This window comes from Kitasatospora sp. NPDC127111, assembly GCF_042677465.1.
GTDB lineage: Bacteria > Actinomycetota > Actinomycetes > Streptomycetales > Streptomycetaceae > Kitasatospora.
In genome coordinates this window covers 118,040-132,734 of sequence record NZ_JBHXTG010000004.1, presented here as the reverse complement: position 1 = coordinate 132,734, position 14,695 = coordinate 118,040, and the positions used below count along the sequence as shown (strand labels likewise).

15 protein-coding genes are annotated in these 14,695 nt (G+C 76.2%); 6 read left to right on the top strand and 9 right to left on the bottom strand.

Annotation, left to right across the window (positions count from 1 at the left end; genetic code table 11):
- Positions 1-206 precede the first annotated feature (206 nt).
- Positions 207-416, bottom strand: coding sequence for a ferredoxin (locus ACFVHB_RS04705; protein ID WP_380315045.1), 210 nt, complete (start codon positions 414-416; stop codon positions 207-209).
- Positions 417-652: 236 nt separating this feature from the next.
- On the bottom strand, positions 653-2,194 hold the full coding sequence (locus tag ACFVHB_RS04700; protein WP_380315042.1) for an ATP-dependent DNA ligase: 1,542 nt from the start codon (positions 2,192-2,194) through the stop codon (positions 653-655).
- Between the two features lie 255 nt (positions 2,195-2,449).
- Here ACFVHB_RS04700 and ACFVHB_RS04695 point away from each other — a divergent pair, with 255 nt between their 5' ends.
- From ACFVHB_RS04695 to ACFVHB_RS04685, 3 genes are all read left to right on the top strand, one after another.
- Positions 2,450-3,064: a GNAT family N-acetyltransferase gene (locus tag ACFVHB_RS04695; protein ID WP_380315039.1), complete on the top strand. Its 615-nt coding sequence runs from the start codon at positions 2,450-2,452 to the stop codon at positions 3,062-3,064.
- A gap of 182 nt (positions 3,065-3,246) precedes the next feature.
- Entirely contained in the window at positions 3,247-4,194 is a 948-nt protein-coding gene (locus ACFVHB_RS04690; RefSeq protein WP_380315036.1) for a CAP domain-containing protein, read from the top strand.
- Between the two features lie 167 nt (positions 4,195-4,361).
- Positions 4,362-5,963 (top strand): sigma-70 family RNA polymerase sigma factor, encoded by a 1,602-nt coding sequence (locus ACFVHB_RS04685; protein ID WP_380315034.1) that lies wholly within the window; start codon positions 4,362-4,364, stop codon positions 5,961-5,963.
- A 139-nt stretch (positions 5,964-6,102) separates the two neighbouring features.
- Here the strand turns inward: ACFVHB_RS04685 and ACFVHB_RS04680 are convergent, their stop codons facing one another.
- Complete coding sequence (locus ACFVHB_RS04680; protein ID WP_380315031.1) at positions 6,103-6,354, bottom strand: hypothetical protein; 252 nt, start codon at positions 6,352-6,354, stop codon at positions 6,103-6,105.
- Between the two features lie 165 nt (positions 6,355-6,519).
- On the opposite strand from ACFVHB_RS04680, the gene ACFVHB_RS04675 reads away from it, so the two are divergent.
- Positions 6,520-7,620, top strand: coding sequence for a chemotaxis protein (locus tag ACFVHB_RS04675; protein WP_380315028.1), 1,101 nt, complete (start codon positions 6,520-6,522; stop codon positions 7,618-7,620).
- A 131-nt stretch (positions 7,621-7,751) separates the two neighbouring features.
- Here ACFVHB_RS04675 and ACFVHB_RS04670 read toward each other — a convergent pair whose 3' ends face one another.
- The 5 genes from ACFVHB_RS04670 to ACFVHB_RS04650 all read right to left on the bottom strand — a co-directional run bounded on the left by ACFVHB_RS04670 (position 7,752) and on the right by ACFVHB_RS04650 (position 12,804).
- Positions 7,752-8,177, bottom strand: a complete 426-nt coding sequence (locus tag ACFVHB_RS04670; RefSeq protein ID WP_380315025.1) for a hypothetical protein — start codon at positions 8,175-8,177, stop codon at positions 7,752-7,754.
- Positions 8,178-8,346: 169 nt separating this feature from the next.
- Positions 8,347-8,892 carry a L,D-transpeptidase family protein gene (locus tag ACFVHB_RS04665; protein ID WP_380315022.1) on the bottom strand — a complete coding sequence of 182 codons (546 nt, stop codon included), beginning with the start codon at positions 8,890-8,892 and terminating at the stop codon, positions 8,347-8,349.
- A 348-nt stretch (positions 8,893-9,240) separates the two neighbouring features.
- Positions 9,241-10,278: a hypothetical protein gene (locus ACFVHB_RS04660; protein ID WP_380315019.1), complete on the bottom strand. Its 1,038-nt coding sequence runs from the start codon at positions 10,276-10,278 to the stop codon at positions 9,241-9,243.
- Entirely contained in the window at positions 10,265-10,786 is a 522-nt protein-coding gene (locus ACFVHB_RS04655; RefSeq protein WP_380315016.1) for a SigE family RNA polymerase sigma factor, read from the bottom strand. Before ACFVHB_RS04655 ends, ACFVHB_RS04660 begins: the two co-directional genes overlap by 14 nt.
- 503 nt (positions 10,787-11,289) lie before the next feature.
- Entirely contained in the window at positions 11,290-12,804 is a 1,515-nt protein-coding gene (locus ACFVHB_RS04650) for a M1 family metallopeptidase (protein ID WP_380315013.1), read from the bottom strand.
- Between the two features lie 358 nt (positions 12,805-13,162).
- Here ACFVHB_RS04650 and ACFVHB_RS04645 point away from each other — a divergent pair, with 358 nt between their 5' ends.
- Positions 13,163-13,582, top strand: coding sequence for a LysR substrate-binding domain-containing protein (locus ACFVHB_RS04645; RefSeq protein WP_380315010.1), 420 nt, complete (start codon positions 13,163-13,165; stop codon positions 13,580-13,582).
- Here ACFVHB_RS04645 and ACFVHB_RS04640 read toward each other — a convergent pair.
- On the bottom strand, positions 13,510-14,049 hold the full coding sequence (locus ACFVHB_RS04640; protein ID WP_380315007.1) for a GNAT family N-acetyltransferase: 540 nt from the start codon (positions 14,047-14,049) through the stop codon (positions 13,510-13,512). The genes ACFVHB_RS04645 and ACFVHB_RS04640 overlap by 73 nt on opposite strands.
- Positions 14,050-14,170: 121 nt before the next feature.
- On the opposite strand from ACFVHB_RS04640, the gene ACFVHB_RS04635 reads away from it, so the two are divergent.
- Complete coding sequence (locus tag ACFVHB_RS04635; protein ID WP_380315192.1) at positions 14,171-14,695, top strand: hypothetical protein; 525 nt, start codon at positions 14,171-14,173, stop codon at positions 14,693-14,695.

Here is a 14,695-nt window from a genome sequence, read left to right as displayed (position 1 = left end):
CTTGCGGGGCAGGTGGCACGTGGAAGTGGCGGACGGCAGGTGGCAGGCGACAGGTGGGCAGCTGACAACCGGCAAGTGGCGGACGGCAGGTGGCGGACGGCAGGTGGCACGGGGTCGGCCGGCCGGCGGCACCTGCCGGACGGCGGCTGACGAGTGGCAGCCGCCGTGCCGGGGCGCGCGAGGGCGGGGCCCGCGCGAGGCCGCGGCTACGCGCTCGTGCCGTCCTCGGTGACGGTGATCGCCCCGCCCGGGCAGAGCTCGGAGGCGAGCCGCACATCGGCGTGGTGCGCCGGCGCCAGGACGGTCAGGCGGAGTCTCACCAGGCCGTCGTGGTCGTCCTGTTCGAAGACCTCCGGCACGGTCGTGACGCACTGGCCGGAGCTGCAGCAGCGGTCCTGGTCGATGCTCACCTGCATGTACGGACACCTCTCAGTGGTGTGGCGCCGGATCACCCGGGCCGGGAAGGCCGCCCCCCGCTGTCGTTGTCAACCTAACCGCCGCTCTGTCGCACACGAAGGGTGCGGCGCCGCTCTCGTGCAGATTGGCCGATTCCGCTCCGAACGTGAAGACCATTGGAAAGCGGAAGGTTTGAAGACCTGCCAGGTGCAGCTGCCAGGTGCGGTGCGGGTCCGGCCGGGTGCGGGTGGAGTGCTCAGAGGCCCTCGGCGGCCGCGATCTCGCGGACGGTCGCGACGGTGTCCGCCTCGGCCGCGGCCTTGTCGGGGCGGTAGCGGAGGACGCGGGCGAAGCGCAGGGCCAGGCCGGCGGGGTAGCGGGGGCTGCGCTGGACGCCGTCGAAGGCGATCTCCACGACCAGTTCCGGCCGTACCCGCACGGTGTAGGAGTCCCGGTCGACCTCGCGGGCGAGGAGTTCGGTGGTCTGCCAGGCGAGCGTCTCGTCGGTCAGGCCCTTGAAGGTCTTGCCGAGCATCACCCAGGGGCCGAGCCCGGGTTCGCCGGCCGCCCGGGCGCCGAGGTGGAGGTTGCTGAGGAAGCCGCGGCGGCGGCCGCTGCCCCACTCGGCGGCGAGGACCACGAGGTCCAGGGTGTGCCGGGGCTTGACCTTGATCCACCCGGCGCCGCGCCGGCCGGCCGCGTAGGCCGTCGCCGGGTCCTTGGCCAGGACGCCTTCGTGGCCCAGCGCCAGGGTGTCCCGGAAGAAGGCGTGCGCCTGTTCCACGTCCGCGGTCTCGGTGCGCGCCACCCGCAGGCCGGCGGGCACCGACCCGGCCAGCGCGGCCCAGCGCTCCCGGCCCGGCCGGTCCACCAGGTCCGCGCCGTCGTGGTGCAGCAGGTCGAAGAAGTAGGCGGTGAGCGGCACTTCGGCCCGCAGCCGGGCCGGGTCCTGGCGGGACGCGGTCCGGGCGGCGGTCTCCTGGAACGGGCGCGGGCGGCCGTCCGGCCCGAGGGCGATCGCCTCGCCGTCCAGCACCGCCGAGCGCAGCGGCAGGGCGAGCGCGGCCTCGGCCACCTCGGGCACCCGGGCGGTGATGTCGTCCAGGCTCCGGGTGAACACCGCGACGTCCCGGCCGTCCCGGTGCACCTGGACCCGGATGCCGTCGAGCTTCCACTCCAGCGCGGCCGGGGTGATCCGGTCCAGGGCGGCGGCGACGTCCGGTGCCGAGGCGGCCAGCATCGGCCGGACCGGGCGGCCGACCTCCAGCCCGAACGCGTCCAGGGCGGGCACGCCCCCGGTCAGCGCCGCCTCGGCGACCGCGCGCGCCGAGCCGCGGAACATCAGCGCCCGCCGCACCGCGGCCGCCGGCACCCCGGCGGCCTCTGCGACGGCGTCCGCCACCACCGCGTCCAGCGCGCCCTGCCGCAGCTCGCCGACCAGCACCGCGCGCAGGAACGCCTGCTCGACGTCGGTGGCCCGCTCGAACAGCCCGGACAGCAGCCGCCGGCGCTCGGCCTGCGCGCCGGCGCCGTGCACCTCGGCGATGGCCTCCAGCACCCGCTCCGCCTCCCGGACGCCGAGCGACGGCTCGGCGGCGGGCGGCGGCAGGGCGCGCAGGGCCGCCGGGCCGATGCCGGTGCGCAGCCGGTGCGACTCGCCGGAGAGCAGCGCCACCGCCGCGGGTGCCTCGGCCGGGCCGAGCTCGCGCAGGCGGTCGGCGAGCAGCGTGATCTTGGCCCGGCGGCCGGGCTCGCCCGCCACGGCGCGGGAGGTCTGGGCCAGGTGACGGAGCAGCATGGGGGCACCTCGGGGGAGTGCGACGGGCCCGGGCGGGCGGGAGCTCCAGCATCGGCGACCGGGCCCGCCCCGGGGAGCAGGACACGCCTGCCCGCGGCGGCCGGCCCGGCGAGCGCCGATCCGTAGTGAACCGGGCGCTGGTCTTGTCCGCGGTGTCCAGCCACAACGAGCCGACGGACCGTCATGCTGGCGCGGTACCGTGCGCGGTGAGCCGCCGCACGCCGACCGTGGTCCCGCCACCCCTTGGAGGCCGAGATGACGTCCCACAGCACCGCCGGCACCACCGGTGCCCCCGCCACCGATGGCAGCTCCAACGGAGCCGCCGCTGGAGCGGCCGCCGATCGCGCCGCCGGAGCGACCGCCGATCCCGCCGCCGGAGCCGCCGCCCGCTGGAGCGTCGGCGCGCCCGAGAGCGGCGACTTCGGCGTCTGGCGCGAGCTGTTCCGCGGCTACTGCGAGTTCTACAAGGTGCCGATGCCGGACGAGAAGGCCGAGCTGGTCTGGTCGTGGCTCACCGACCCGGCGCACGAGCTGGAGGGGCTGCTCGTCCGCGACACCGACGGCACGCCGGTCGGCCTGGCGCACTACCGCCCGTTCGTCCGGCCGCTGCACGGCGCGGTCGCCGGCTTCCTGGACGACCTGTTCGTCCGCCCCGACGTGCGCGGCGGCGGCGCGGTGGACGAACTGCTCGCCCGGCTGCGCCTGATCGCCGCCGAGCGCGGCTGGAACGCCGTGCGGTGGATCACCTCGGACGACAACCACCGGGCCCGCAGCAAGTACGACCAGGTCGCCACCCGGACCATGTTCGTCACCTACGACATGGCGCCCGACCACGCCACGGCGCCCGACGCGAGCCGGGGGCGCGGCTGACACCGGTCGACTGACACGGGTCGACTGACACGGGTTGGCTGACACCCCTTGCCGTGCCCCGGGGGTACCCCCGGTCGGGAGTCGGAAATTCGTTCGTGTTTTCTGTTATCGGTGCGCCGCCACGAGGTCTCCCAGGTGTCGGCACCCGTACCGGCCGATCCCGAGACAGGAAGCGTGCCCAGGTGAACAGCGAAGACAGGACGACCATCCTCCCCGCGTCCGGCCGCCGCGACGCGGTCGGCGGCCGCGCCGCGCGCCGTGCCGCCGACCGGGGTCGCGGACGGGGTCGCCGTGGCCGCCGGGGCGGTGCCGGCCCGGTGGTGGCCGTGGTGGCCGCGGTGGCCGGCACCGGGGTCATCGCGGCGCTCGCCGGCGCCGGGTACGCGATGTACGGCGGGGCCGGGAGTGACCGGGACGCGATGGCCGCGGTGGCGATCGACCCGCAGATCGCCGCCGAGGCGGGCAACCACGAGGGCATCCAGATCCCCGGCGCCGGCGATCCGGCCGCCGCGCCCGCTCCCAGCCCGTTCGCCACCGACGCCGCCCAGGCCGCCCCCGCCACCCCGACCACCGCCGCGCCGACCGCCACCGCCTCCACCACGCCCACCGCGACCGCGTCGAGCACCGCCGCCTCCGCCAAGCCGAGCACCGCTGCCGCGTCCGGCTCCGCCAAGGCGTCCGCGGGCACCGGGACCGCCGCCCGCACCGGCGCGCCCGCCCCCGCCACCGCGGCGAGCGGGACCGCGGCCCAGTACGCCCAGCAGGTCGTCGACCTGGTCAACGCCGAACGCTCCAAGGCCGGCTGCGGCCCGCTGACCGCCGATTCCAAGCTGGCCGCCGCCGCCCAGGGCCACAGCGAGGACATGGCCAACCGCAACTACTTCGACCACGCCAGCCCCGAGGGCTTCCACGCCGACCACCGGATCGAGGCCGTCGGCTACCGCTGGAGCAGCTGGGGCGAGAACATCGCCCGCGGCCAGAAGGACCCGGCCGCCGTGATGGACGCCTGGATGAACAGCCCCGGCCACCGCGCCAACATCCTCAACTGCTCGTTCAAGGAGATCGGCGTCGGCGTCCGGACCGGCTCCGGCGGTCCGTGGTGGACCCAGGTCTTCGCCGTCCCGGCCTGACCCGACCGCGACGGTCGGTGAAGCCGCCTGCCAAGCCACCGGCCGACCGTCAGCATCCGCTCGAACTCCCGTTTCCGAATCCGCGCGAATTGTTGTTATCTGGGCTCTCCCCGGAGGTCTCCCAGGAGGCAGCGGCGGACGGATGACGGCAAGACGGAGTGCGGACCATGAACGTTGTTGACGTGCAGAACAGGACCGGGACGACCCTGGTGCTGGCGGCCCAGTCGGGTGACCGGCAGGCCCAGGAGGCGCTGGTCGCCACCTGGCTGCCGCTGGTGTACAACGTCGCCGGACGTGCGATGAACGGCCATGCCGACGTGGACGACGTCGCGCAGGAGACGATGATCCGCGCGCTGGACGGCCTCGACGGGCTGCGTGACCCCGAGTCGTTCCGCTCCTGGCTGGTCGCGATCACCATGAACCAGGTCCGCCGCCGCTTCACCGGTCAGCAGCAGAGCACGGTCGGCGGTCTCGACGAGGCCTGGGAGCTCGCCGACCCCCGGGCCGACTTCACCGACCTCACCATCCTCCGCCTCGGCCTGTCAGGGCAGCGCCGCGAGGTCGCCGAGGCCACCCGCTGGCTGGACCCGGACGACCGCGAGCTGCTCTCCCTCTGGTGGCTGGAGGCCTGCGGCGACCTCACCCGGGCCGAACTGGCCGAGGCGCTCGACCTGACGCCGCAGCACACGGCCGTCCGGGTGCAGCGGATGAAGAAGCAGCTGGAGGCCGGCCGGGTCGTGGTCCGCGCGCTCTCCGCCTACCCGCGCTGCCCGGAGCTCGCCGAGGTGACGACGGGCTGGGACGGCACGCCGAACTCGGTCTGGCGCAAGCGCATAGCCCGGCACATCCGGGGCTGCGCCGCCTGCGACGGGCTCGGCCGCGACCTGTTCCCGGCCGAGGGGCTGCTGGCCGGCCTGGCGCTGGTGCCCATCCCGCTGGACTCGACCATCAGCGTGCCGTTCCAGGCCACGGCCGCCGCGGTGACGCCCGGTGCCGCGGCGAACGGCGGGGCGGGCGGCACGGGCGGCACCCCCGGGAGCCCGGCCGACGCCACCGCCGGCGGGCAAGGCCCGTGGGGCGCCCTCACCCGGCGGAAGGGTGCCGTCGCGGGCGGTGCGGCGACGGTCCTCGCCCTCGCGACCCTCGCGCTGGTCTGGCCGCAGCACGCCCAGCCCGAGCCGATCGCGCCCGAACCGACCGCCCCGGCCGCCGCGCCCGACCTCGCGACGGTGCCCGCGATGCCGGCGCCGCCCGCCCCTGAACCGACCGTGACCGAGACCCCGGCGCCCCCGGTGACCGCCGCGCCGGTGCCGACGCCCACCGAGCCGCCGGTCACCGCCACCCCGACGCCGTCCCCGACCGTCGTGCGCGCCACGCCGCCGCCCAGCCCGGAACGCCAGCTGGTGGACCTGGTCAACGCCGAACGTGCCAAGGCCGGTTGCGGCCCGCTGCGGATCGACCCGAAGCTGCACACGGCGGCCCAGAAGCACGCGGACGACATGGTGGCCCGCGGCTTCTTCGACCACGTCAACCCGGACGGCGCCCGTGCCGACGCCCGGCTGACAGCGGCCGGCTACCGCTGGTCGCAGTGGGGCGAGAACCTCGACCGGGGGCCGAGCGCCCCGGCGACCGTGTTCTCGCGCTGGATGGACGGCGGGATCCACCAGTCCAACATGCTGGACTGCGCCTTCAAGGACATCGGGATCGGCGTCGCGACCGGGCCGGCCGGGGTCTACTGGACCCAGGACGTCGGCACCGCGCTCGGCTGACGGGCCCGCGATTGGCTTGCTGGTGGCCGGCCGCGCTGGTGGACGGCCACCAGCTGACGGTCTCCCTCCCGGCCGGGGCCATGCGGCCGGGCCCCGGGGTTCCGGTGGTCCGATGTTCCGGAGTTCCAGCGGCCGACGGTCAGGCGGGCAGCCCGACCAGGCCGTCCGCCTGACCCGTCACATGGCTCGTCGCGTCGCCGACCACACCGCCGGCGTCGCCGACCTGCCCCGTGACGGCGCCCGGCGCGGTGGTGAGCGCCCCGCCCTGCTGGAGCGGCCCGGTCAGGTCACCCTGGCCGCCGACCGCACTCGCGTGCGCGCTGGGAGCGGTCAGGGAGGCCACGACACCCACGGCGAGCGAGGCGACGGCGAGCATGCTGCGCTTCTTCATGCCCCCTCCAACGACGATCCGCCACCCGGGTTACGGGACGCCGGAGGGTTTCCGGTGGCGGGCGGCATGGGAGGGCGGTGGGATGGGGAGGGGTCGGGGAGCAAATCCGGCGAAAGCCTCCGCTTTCCGGTCTCTCCCAGCCATTCGCGACAAGAAGGGCTCCCGATGCACGCAGCCGAGCTCACGCCCGCCGTCCTCGCCGAACTGCGCCGCCCCCGGCGCTATCCGGCCGTCTCCGTCCTGTTGCCGACCCACCGCAGCGAGCCCGACAACACCCAGGATCCGGTCCGCCTGCGCAATCTGATCGCGGAGGCCAAGAACCGGCTGCAGGCCGACGAGGCGGTCTCCCGGGCCGACCGGCTGGACGTGGTCGAGCAGTTGGACCGGGCGCTGCGCGAGGTCGACCTGGTGCACGCCGAGGACGGTCTGGTGATCTTCGCGGCGCCCGGCGAGCACCAGGTCTGGTCGCTGCCGCGCACGGTACCCGCCCGGGTGGTGTTCTCCGACACCTTCCTGACCCGCAACCTGGTCTCCGCCTACGCCGCCGGCGCGCCGTACTGGGTGCTGACCGTCGCCGCCGACCGGGTCGCCCTGTTCGGCGGCAGCGGGCCCCGGCTGACCGAGCACACGGCCGGCCGCTTCCCGCTGGACCAGGTCCGGCCGGACTGGGACGTGGAGCGTCAGGAGCGGATCGGCGACGTGCCCAGCACCTTCCGCGACGAGGAGACCCGCCGCTTCCTGCGCGAGGCCGACACCGCGCTCGGCACCCTGCTGGAGACCGACCCGCGCCCGCTCTACGTGCTCGGCGAGGCCGCCGCGCTCGCCCTGCTGGACGAGGTCGGCACCGCGGTCAAGCGCGCCTCCGCCCAGGTGCCGCGCGGCGGGCTCGGCCACGCCTCGGCCGCCGCCGTCGCCGAGGCCGCCCGGGCCACCGTCGAGCAGCAGGCGCAGCGGGCCGTCGCCGAGCTGCACCAGCGGCTCGACCAGGCGCAGAGCGTCAAGGCGTTGGCCAGCGGCATGGACGAGGTCTGGCAGAACGTCACCGAGGGCCGGGTCGGCCTGCTCGCGGTCGAGGAGGACTACTGGGAGCCCGTCCGGGTGACGGACAACCACCTCGTCCCCGCCCCGGCCGGGGAGCAGGACGTCCGCGAGGACATGGTGGACGAGATCGTCGAGCGGGCGCTCGACACCGGCGCCAGGGTGCAGTTCGTCCCCGCCGGCGAGCTGGCCGGCCGGGCCCGGATCGCCGCCGTCCTGCGCTACTGACCGTTCCGCCCCCGGGCGCACCGCCCGCCACCGCCCGCACCGGAGGCCCGTGGCCGGCGGTCGTCAGCTGCGTCGCCCCGGGCCCGGCCGGCCACCACCGGCCGGGCCCTCGGCGCGCGGCCGACCGACCGTCAGCGGTAGAACGTCCGCCCGGCGGCCCCCGAGGAGACCGACCAGACCTCGCTGATCAGACCGTCACTGATCCGCAGGGTGTCCGTCCCGCTGCGCGCCACGGTCGCGCCGTGCTCGTCGGTGAACTCGGCCAGGTAGGGCCGGGCGACCAGCCCGGTCGGCCGGCCGTCGACCAGCGCGAGGTCGACCACCGCCGTCCCCTGCGCGGTGAAGCGGATCCCGTCCCGGTAGCGGTGCCAGCCGGCTATCAGCTCGGCGAGCTGCGCGGGCACGCGCGCGTCGTCGAAGGCCTCGGTGTTCGCCTGGGCGTAGCGCAGGGTGAACTCCGGGGCCATGATCTCCTCCGCCAGGCCCACCTCGCCGTTCCACATCGCCGTCCAGCGGTCGTAGGCGTCCACGCCGAACTGCCGCAGCTCATCGTTCATGAATTCCCCCATGATCCCCATCGGATTCCGACGTCCGTGACGGTAGCAAGGGGGACTGACAATGCCGGCCTCGCCCGGGCCCGGCCCGGGCGCCGCCGGGAGGCCGTGGGCAGGCGAGGACGCAGGTCGTGCCGGCGACCGACCCGCGTCCGTCCGTTCGTCCCGGCCGCTACTGCGCCAGGGTCTCCGCGTCCCCCATCACCACCACCGGCCGCCGGGCCGGGTCGAGGGCGAGCAGCAGCTCCCGCAGGTGTTCGGGGCGCAGGCCGACGCAGCCGTGGGTGGGGCCGCCGTGGTCGACGTGGAGCCAGATGCCGCCGCCGTACCGGCCGCCGCGGGGGCGGCGGCGGTCCAGCGGGGACGTGCCGGGGACGCGGTTGTAGTCGATGGCGATCACGTGGTCGAAGGAGCCGGCGAGCGGTTCGCCCTCGAAGCCGGTGCCGTCGACGGTGAAGGCGTCGGAGCGGTCGTAGCCGAGGCGGGAGCCGGGGTCGGGCAGGCGGCCGCCCGCGTCGGACAGGGTGAAGACGCCGACGGGGGAGCGCAGGTCGCCCTCGCGGTGGTCGGTGGTCCAGCCGCGCCGGCCGTTGCGGGCGGGCCAGGCCGGGCCCGCCCGCCAGCCCTCGCCGTCGTCCCGGTAGAGCGTGGCGGTGGCCGTGCTCGCGTCCGGCCCCGAGCCGCTGACCACCAGCGCCTGCCGGCTCTCCGTCGGCACGGCGCCGAGCAGTCGGGGCCCGACGCCGGGGCAGCCCGTGGGTCGGGGCCGCTTCGAGCGCCCGGGCCGCGTCGGGTGCCTGGGCCGCCGCGGGCGCCTGGGCGGGTTCGGGCGGCACCGGGCGCGCGGCGACGGGGGCGGGGGCGGGCGTGGGCCCGGCGGACGGGGCGGTGTCGGCGCCGCCGGCCGGCCGCGGGGGCGCCGGGGCGGCCCGGTCGGCCGGGGACGCCGCGCCGGGGGCGCAGCCCACCAGGAGCAGCGCCATCCCGGCGAGGGCGCGACGGGGTAGGGACATGGCGGAACCGCCTTCGGACAAGGAGGAGGCAGCGGAACGGAGGCGGCGCGCGGTCAGCCGCGGATGCTGTCGGGGGCCGCGGGGGCGGTCCCGGTGTTGCGGAGCGAGTCGAGGAGCTTCTGCACCTGCCGCAGGGCCGCATCGGACGGACGGTTGAGACAGGCGGAGAGCTCGACCACGTCCATCCCGTAGTCCAGGATGACGGCCCGGTGGCCCACCAGCTGAGCGGTGCCGCCCCGCCCGTGGCAGGTCTTGTCGACCTCGATCGCGACGGCCGGGCCGTCGAACCCGTAGATCTTCTCGGCCTGCGGACGGTCGGAGGCGGCCGTGAGGGTGATCAGCGTGCCGCCTTCGACCAGCTTGTCGACGGGTTCGCAGGACTCCTGGCGGGGCGTGCAGGAGGCCTTGGCGTACAGCGGCTGGCTCGCCAGGTAGCCGGTGGCGCTCGACGGTTTGCCGGTCATGGCGGCAAGGCCGGTCCAGCCGGCCGGGACGTCGATCATCACCCCGCCGAGGTCCGGGAACCGCAGCGGGCGGTCGATGATGGTGGGGGCCGGGGAATCGCTCGGTGCGACGCTCGGCGTCGGGCCCGCTTCGGCGCCCCCGGCGGTGCCCGCGCCGGTGTTCTCGGCGGCGCCCGGGCCGGTACCGGCATTGCCTCCGGCCGAAGGGCTCGGTCGGGTGCCCGGTGCGCCGGTCGCCCCGGTGGACGCGGTGCCGGGGCCGGCGCTCGCGGGGTGCAGCGCGACGGACGCGCCGGGGGCGAGGGCGGGAGCGGCGGCCAGGGCGGCGGCGACCAGACCGGTGGTCAGCCCGGCCGCCAGCGCGGCGGTCCGCCTCCGTCGGCGGGCCCGGTCGGCGCGCTCGCGGATCCGCTCCATCCGGTCGGCGGGCGCCGGCAGGTCCGGGGCGGCCCGGTCCAGCAGGACGCGCAGTTCGCGCTCCACCTCGGCATCGGTCTCGGCACCGGAGCCCCCGGCCGCGTACGCGCCGGACTCGTACCCGGCGGGCTCGTACCTGCCCGGCCCGAATCCGCGGGGGCCGTGTCCGCCGGGCCGGTACCCGCCGGCGCCGTTGTCAGGCTCGATCACGACGCCCCCCGGCCAGCAGCAGTTCCCGGGCGGGCAGCTTGCCGCGCAGCGCCAACAGCGCGCGGTGCGTCTGACTCTTGACCGTACCCGTGCTGCAGCCCAGGGCCTCGGCCGTCTCCTCGACGCTGAGGTCCTCGAAGTAGCGCAGCACCACCACGGCCCGCTGACGCGGCGGCAGTGCCCGGACGGCGGCGGCCACCACCTGGCCGGTCACCACGTCCTCGTAGGGGTCCGCGGCGGTCGGCGGCTCCGGCAGCTCGCCGTGCGGCAGTTCCCCGTGCCAGCGGCGGCGCCACCAGGACACGTGCGAGTTCACCAGGACCCGCCGGACGTACGCCTCCGGCCGGTCGATGGAGATCGTCTCCCACTTCGGCCAGACCCTGGCGAGCGCGGTCTGCAGCAGGTCCTCGGCCAGGTGCGGATCGCCGGTCAGCAGCCACGCCATGCGCAGCAGACGGGGGCTGCGGGCGGCGACGAACTCCTCGAAGTCCGGTGTCGCGTCCCTCATCGTGCCGCCCCCGCCATGGTGTTCCCGTCGTTGCCGTGTCCGCCGGACGTGCCGGCCACCGCGGCCGCGTCCTGGGTGTCGTCGGTGTTCGTCTCACGGCAGGTCAACGCGGTGGGCGCCCGTCGGGGTTGCCTGGCCGGAGCGGATTTTCTCAGCGGATTTTCCCGGTGCCCCGCCCGGACCCGCCCGAGCGGCTGCCGGGACCGGCCGGTGTGGCTGCCGGGACGGGCCCGCAGGTGCGTCCGGGAACGTTGGACGGCCCGCGAGCCGGCCGGAACTCGGCCGGGCGGCGGGCGGGCCGTGGCACCACGATCCGCTCGTGGGCCCGCACCGTCCAAGGGCGCGCGACCGGCGCCCGAGCGCACCGGACGGGCGCGCCGGGAGTACGGCGCCGAGTGTGCGGCGCCGAGTGTGCGGGGCCGGAGTGCGGGGCGGGCGCGGACTCCCGGCACCGGCCGCCCGCATCACCGCACGCGGTCAGCGGTGGGCCCGGCCGGCCCGGTTCAGAGCGTCCCGGAGCCGTGCGGCACGGCGGCGAGCCGGCGGGCGGACGGGTCGACCGGGGTGACGGTCCAGTCCGGGTGGCCGGGCATCGGCGGGGTGCTGGTCCCGTACAGCCACTCCGTCAGGAATGCGGTGAGGTCCTGGCCGGAGACGCGCGAGGCGGTGCGCAGGTAGTCGCCGGTGGTGGCCGAGCCGTTCCGGTACTGCCGCAGGAAGGCCCGCTCGATCCGGTCGAAGACCTCCGCTCCGACCCGCTCGCGGAGCGCGAACAGCACCAGCGCGCCCCCGGTGTAGCGCTGGCTGTCGAAGAGGCCGGCGGCCGTGGGCGCGGCGACCGGCCCGGAGTCGTGCCGCCACTGGTCGCCCTCGGCGTAGACGTCGCGCATCCGGTCGCCGAGGGTGGTGTGGCCGGCCGAGTCCGGCCAGCCGCGCTCGTACCGGTACATCAGGCCGTACAGGTCGGCGTGACCCTCGTTCAGCCAGAGGTCCGCCCAGCTGCGCGGGGAGACGCTGTTCCCGAACCAGGAGTGCACCAGCTCGTGCATCATGTGCGAGCCGATCTGGCGCTCCGGCTGCAGCAGGAAGTTCGGCTTGTAGAGGGTGAGGGTCTGCGTCTCCAGCCCGGTGAAGTCGAAGGCGGCCGGGTCGTCGGTGTTGGCCGGCAGCAGCCCGTACGTCTCGAACGGGAACGGTCCGAGGTGCCGCTCGGCCCATTCCAGTTGACCGGGGGTGAGCGCCAGGGCGGGCTCCAGGGCCTCGGCGCGGGCGGCCGGCACGACGTCCCGCAGCGGCAGCCCGCGCGGGCCGCGGCGCTCGCGTACGGTGTGGTCGCCGACCGACACCTGCAGCAGCTCCGTCGCCATCGGCTCGCGCGACACGTACCGCCGGGTGGTCAGGCCGGCCCGCGGGTGCCCGGTGGTGGTGAGCCGGCCGTTGGCGACGCCGAGCAGGCCGTCCGGCGCGGTGACGGCGACGGTGAACCGCGCCTTGTCGCTCGGGTGGTCGTTGCACGGGAAGACGGTGTGCGCGCCGTCGGGCTGGCCGGCGACCGCGAAGCCGTCCGGCGTGGGCACCCAGCCGGTGTGCGGCAGCCTCGCCCGCGGGTCGGCGGTGTACGCGACCTCCACCCGCAGCAGGGCGCCGCGCCGCACCGCCCGGGCGGGCACCACGGTCAGCTTCTCGCCGTACGCCCGGAACCCGGCCGGCCGCCCGTTCACCCGGACGGCGTGCACGTCCAGCCCGAGCGCGTCCAGCTCCAGGCTCGGCAGCGCGGTGAGCGCGCGCGCCGTCAGCACCGCGGTGGCGTCGACGGTCCGGTCGTCCGGTCGGTAGCGGAAGTCCAGGTCGTAGGCGAGGGCGTCGTAGCCGGCGTTGCCGAGCGCGGGGAAGACCGGGTCGCCGACGCCGCCCGCGTCGGCGGGGGAGGCCGCCGCGGGCACGGTGACGGCCAGGGCCGCGGCGGCGAGCGCGGCCGCGACGGCGAGGCTGGAACGAGGCCGGAACAGGGTGATCACCGCTTTCGTGTCGTCGTCCGTCGTCCGTCGTCCGTCGGGCGCGCGGCAGGCTGGTCCCGGCACGGCGCACCGGGGATCGCGCCGCTTCGTGACCTTCCGGGTACGGATCGTAGCGGAGGGGTCCGACCGTCCCGGCCGACCCGGCGACACGCGGCCGTCCCCCGGACGGCCGACTGCGGTGGTCGAGCGACCGCGGGGTGTCATAACGTTCGAAGTGCCCCGCCCCCTGACGGACGGGGCCACGGCCGTCGGAGTACCTGGCCAGGTCCGGCGGCCGTCCCTCATGCCCGCGCCCTGCCCGGGGCCCGGAAACCCGGGCAGGGTCGCGTCGGCCCCCGGCCACCCGCCCGCCCCCGTCGTGGCCGGGCACGCCGCCCGGGAACAGGTTCGACCGCGCGGCGGGCGCCGCCGGCTCGCACCCCGCGGATCCGCTTCCGGCACCGACTCCTACGACGTCGCCCGGGCCCTGGTCGGCACCGGCGTCGGCGGCGCCCTGGTCTCCCGGCTGGCACTGACCTCCGTCCCGGGCGCCACCCACCGCGAACGCGCCGATCCCCGGCCGCTCCGGCGGCTCCACGCCGTCGCCCCCGCCGAGGCCGCCCGCACCCCAGTGGTGGAGGTCTTCCTCCACCTCCTGCGCGACGTCGCCGCCGACCTCACGGCCGCCTGGACGCCGAGCGGTTGGGCAGCGGTGACGTCGGCGGCTCAGCCGGCCGTGGCCGCCGGCGCCGTGACGTCCTTGCCGTACCAGACCTGGGCGTACGGGCCGCTGTTGTAGGCGGGTATCTCGCGGTAGCCGTGGCGGGTGTAGAGGGCGCGGGCCTCGACCAGGTCCAGGCGGGTGTCCAGGACGATCCGCTCGGCGCCGAGGGAGCGGGCGGCGTCGTCCACGGCGGCGAGCAGGCGGCCGCCGCCGCCGGTGCCGCGGACGGCGTGCCGGACGAAGACCCTGGTCAGCTCGACCGTGCGGTCGTCGAGGACGCGCAGGCCCGCGCAGGACTGCGGCTCGCCCCCGTAACGGCCGAGCAGGAACAGCCCGGTGGGCTCGGCGAGGTCGCCGCTGGGGGAGTCGGCGAGGCCGGTCTCGATCTCCTCGGGCGTGCACTCCCGGTCGAAGTGCAGCCGGTAGTACCGGTTGGCGACGTCGACGTAGTACTCGCGCAGCAACGCCTCGGCCTCCGGGGAACCCACATCGGCCCGGGAGATCGTCCAGAGGTCGGAAGCGTGCAGCGTGCTGATCGTCATGCGCGCATTATCGACGCTCCGTCACCCCGTCCGCGAACCGTTTTCCGAGGCCGCCGGACCGCCCGTCGGACCGCCCGCCGGGCCGGCCCGGCGGGCGGGCTACCCTCGCGCGGTGCACCCGATCCCGCGCCCGCTGCTCCTGCTCGACGTCGACGGTCCGCTCCACCCGTACCACGTGGACCCGGACTCCCGTCCACCCGCCTACCGGCCGTTGCGGGCGGAGCCGCGCTGGTCGTCCGGCCCGGTGGAGGTGTGGCTGAACAGGGCGCACGGGGAGCGGCTGCGCGCCCTGCCGTTCGACCTGGTCTGGGCCACCACCTGGCAGGACTGCGCGAACCGCTGGATCGCTCCCGCGCTCGGCCTGCCCCCGCTGCCGTTCGTCACGCTGCCCGGTCCGGCGGTCTGGCGGCCGGACGACACGAGTCCGAAGACCTGGCCGCTGGTGGAGTGGGCCGCCGGCCGCCCCTTCGCCTGGGTGGACGACGACATCGGGGAGGCGGACCGAGCCTACGTGGCCGCCCATCACGCGGGGCCGGCCCTGCTGCACCGGGTGCATCCGGGGCGGGGGCTGGTGGAGGCCGACTTCGCGCTGTTGGCGGCGTGGGCGGTGGGGCTGCACGGGGGTGGCGGTGGGCCGGGCGGGTGA

Coding starts and splice junctions, on each gene's coding strand:
- ACFVHB_RS04705 (WP_380315045.1), bottom strand. CDS start 416: ATGCAGGTGAGCATCGACCAGGACCGCTGCTGCAGCTCCGGCCAGTGC.
- ACFVHB_RS04700 (WP_380315042.1), bottom strand. CDS start 2,194: ATGCTGCTCCGTCACCTGGCCCAGACCTCCCGCGCCGTGGCGGGCGAG.
- ACFVHB_RS04695 (WP_380315039.1), top strand. CDS start 2,450: ATGACGTCCCACAGCACCGCCGGCACCACCGGTGCCCCCGCCACCGAT.
- ACFVHB_RS04685 (WP_380315034.1), top strand. CDS start 4,362: ATGAACGTTGTTGACGTGCAGAACAGGACCGGGACGACCCTGGTGCTG.
- ACFVHB_RS04680 (WP_380315031.1), bottom strand. CDS start 6,354: ATGAAGAAGCGCAGCATGCTCGCCGTCGCCTCGCTCGCCGTGGGTGTC.
- ACFVHB_RS04675 (WP_380315028.1), top strand. CDS start 6,520: ATGCACGCAGCCGAGCTCACGCCCGCCGTCCTCGCCGAACTGCGCCGC.
- ACFVHB_RS04670 (WP_380315025.1), bottom strand. CDS start 8,177: ATGAACGATGAGCTGCGGCAGTTCGGCGTGGACGCCTACGACCGCTGG.
- ACFVHB_RS04655 (WP_380315016.1), bottom strand. CDS start 10,786: ATGAGGGACGCGACACCGGACTTCGAGGAGTTCGTCGCCGCCCGCAGC.
- ACFVHB_RS04640 (WP_380315007.1), bottom strand. CDS start 14,049: ATGACGATCAGCACGCTGCACGCTTCCGACCTCTGGACGATCTCCCGG.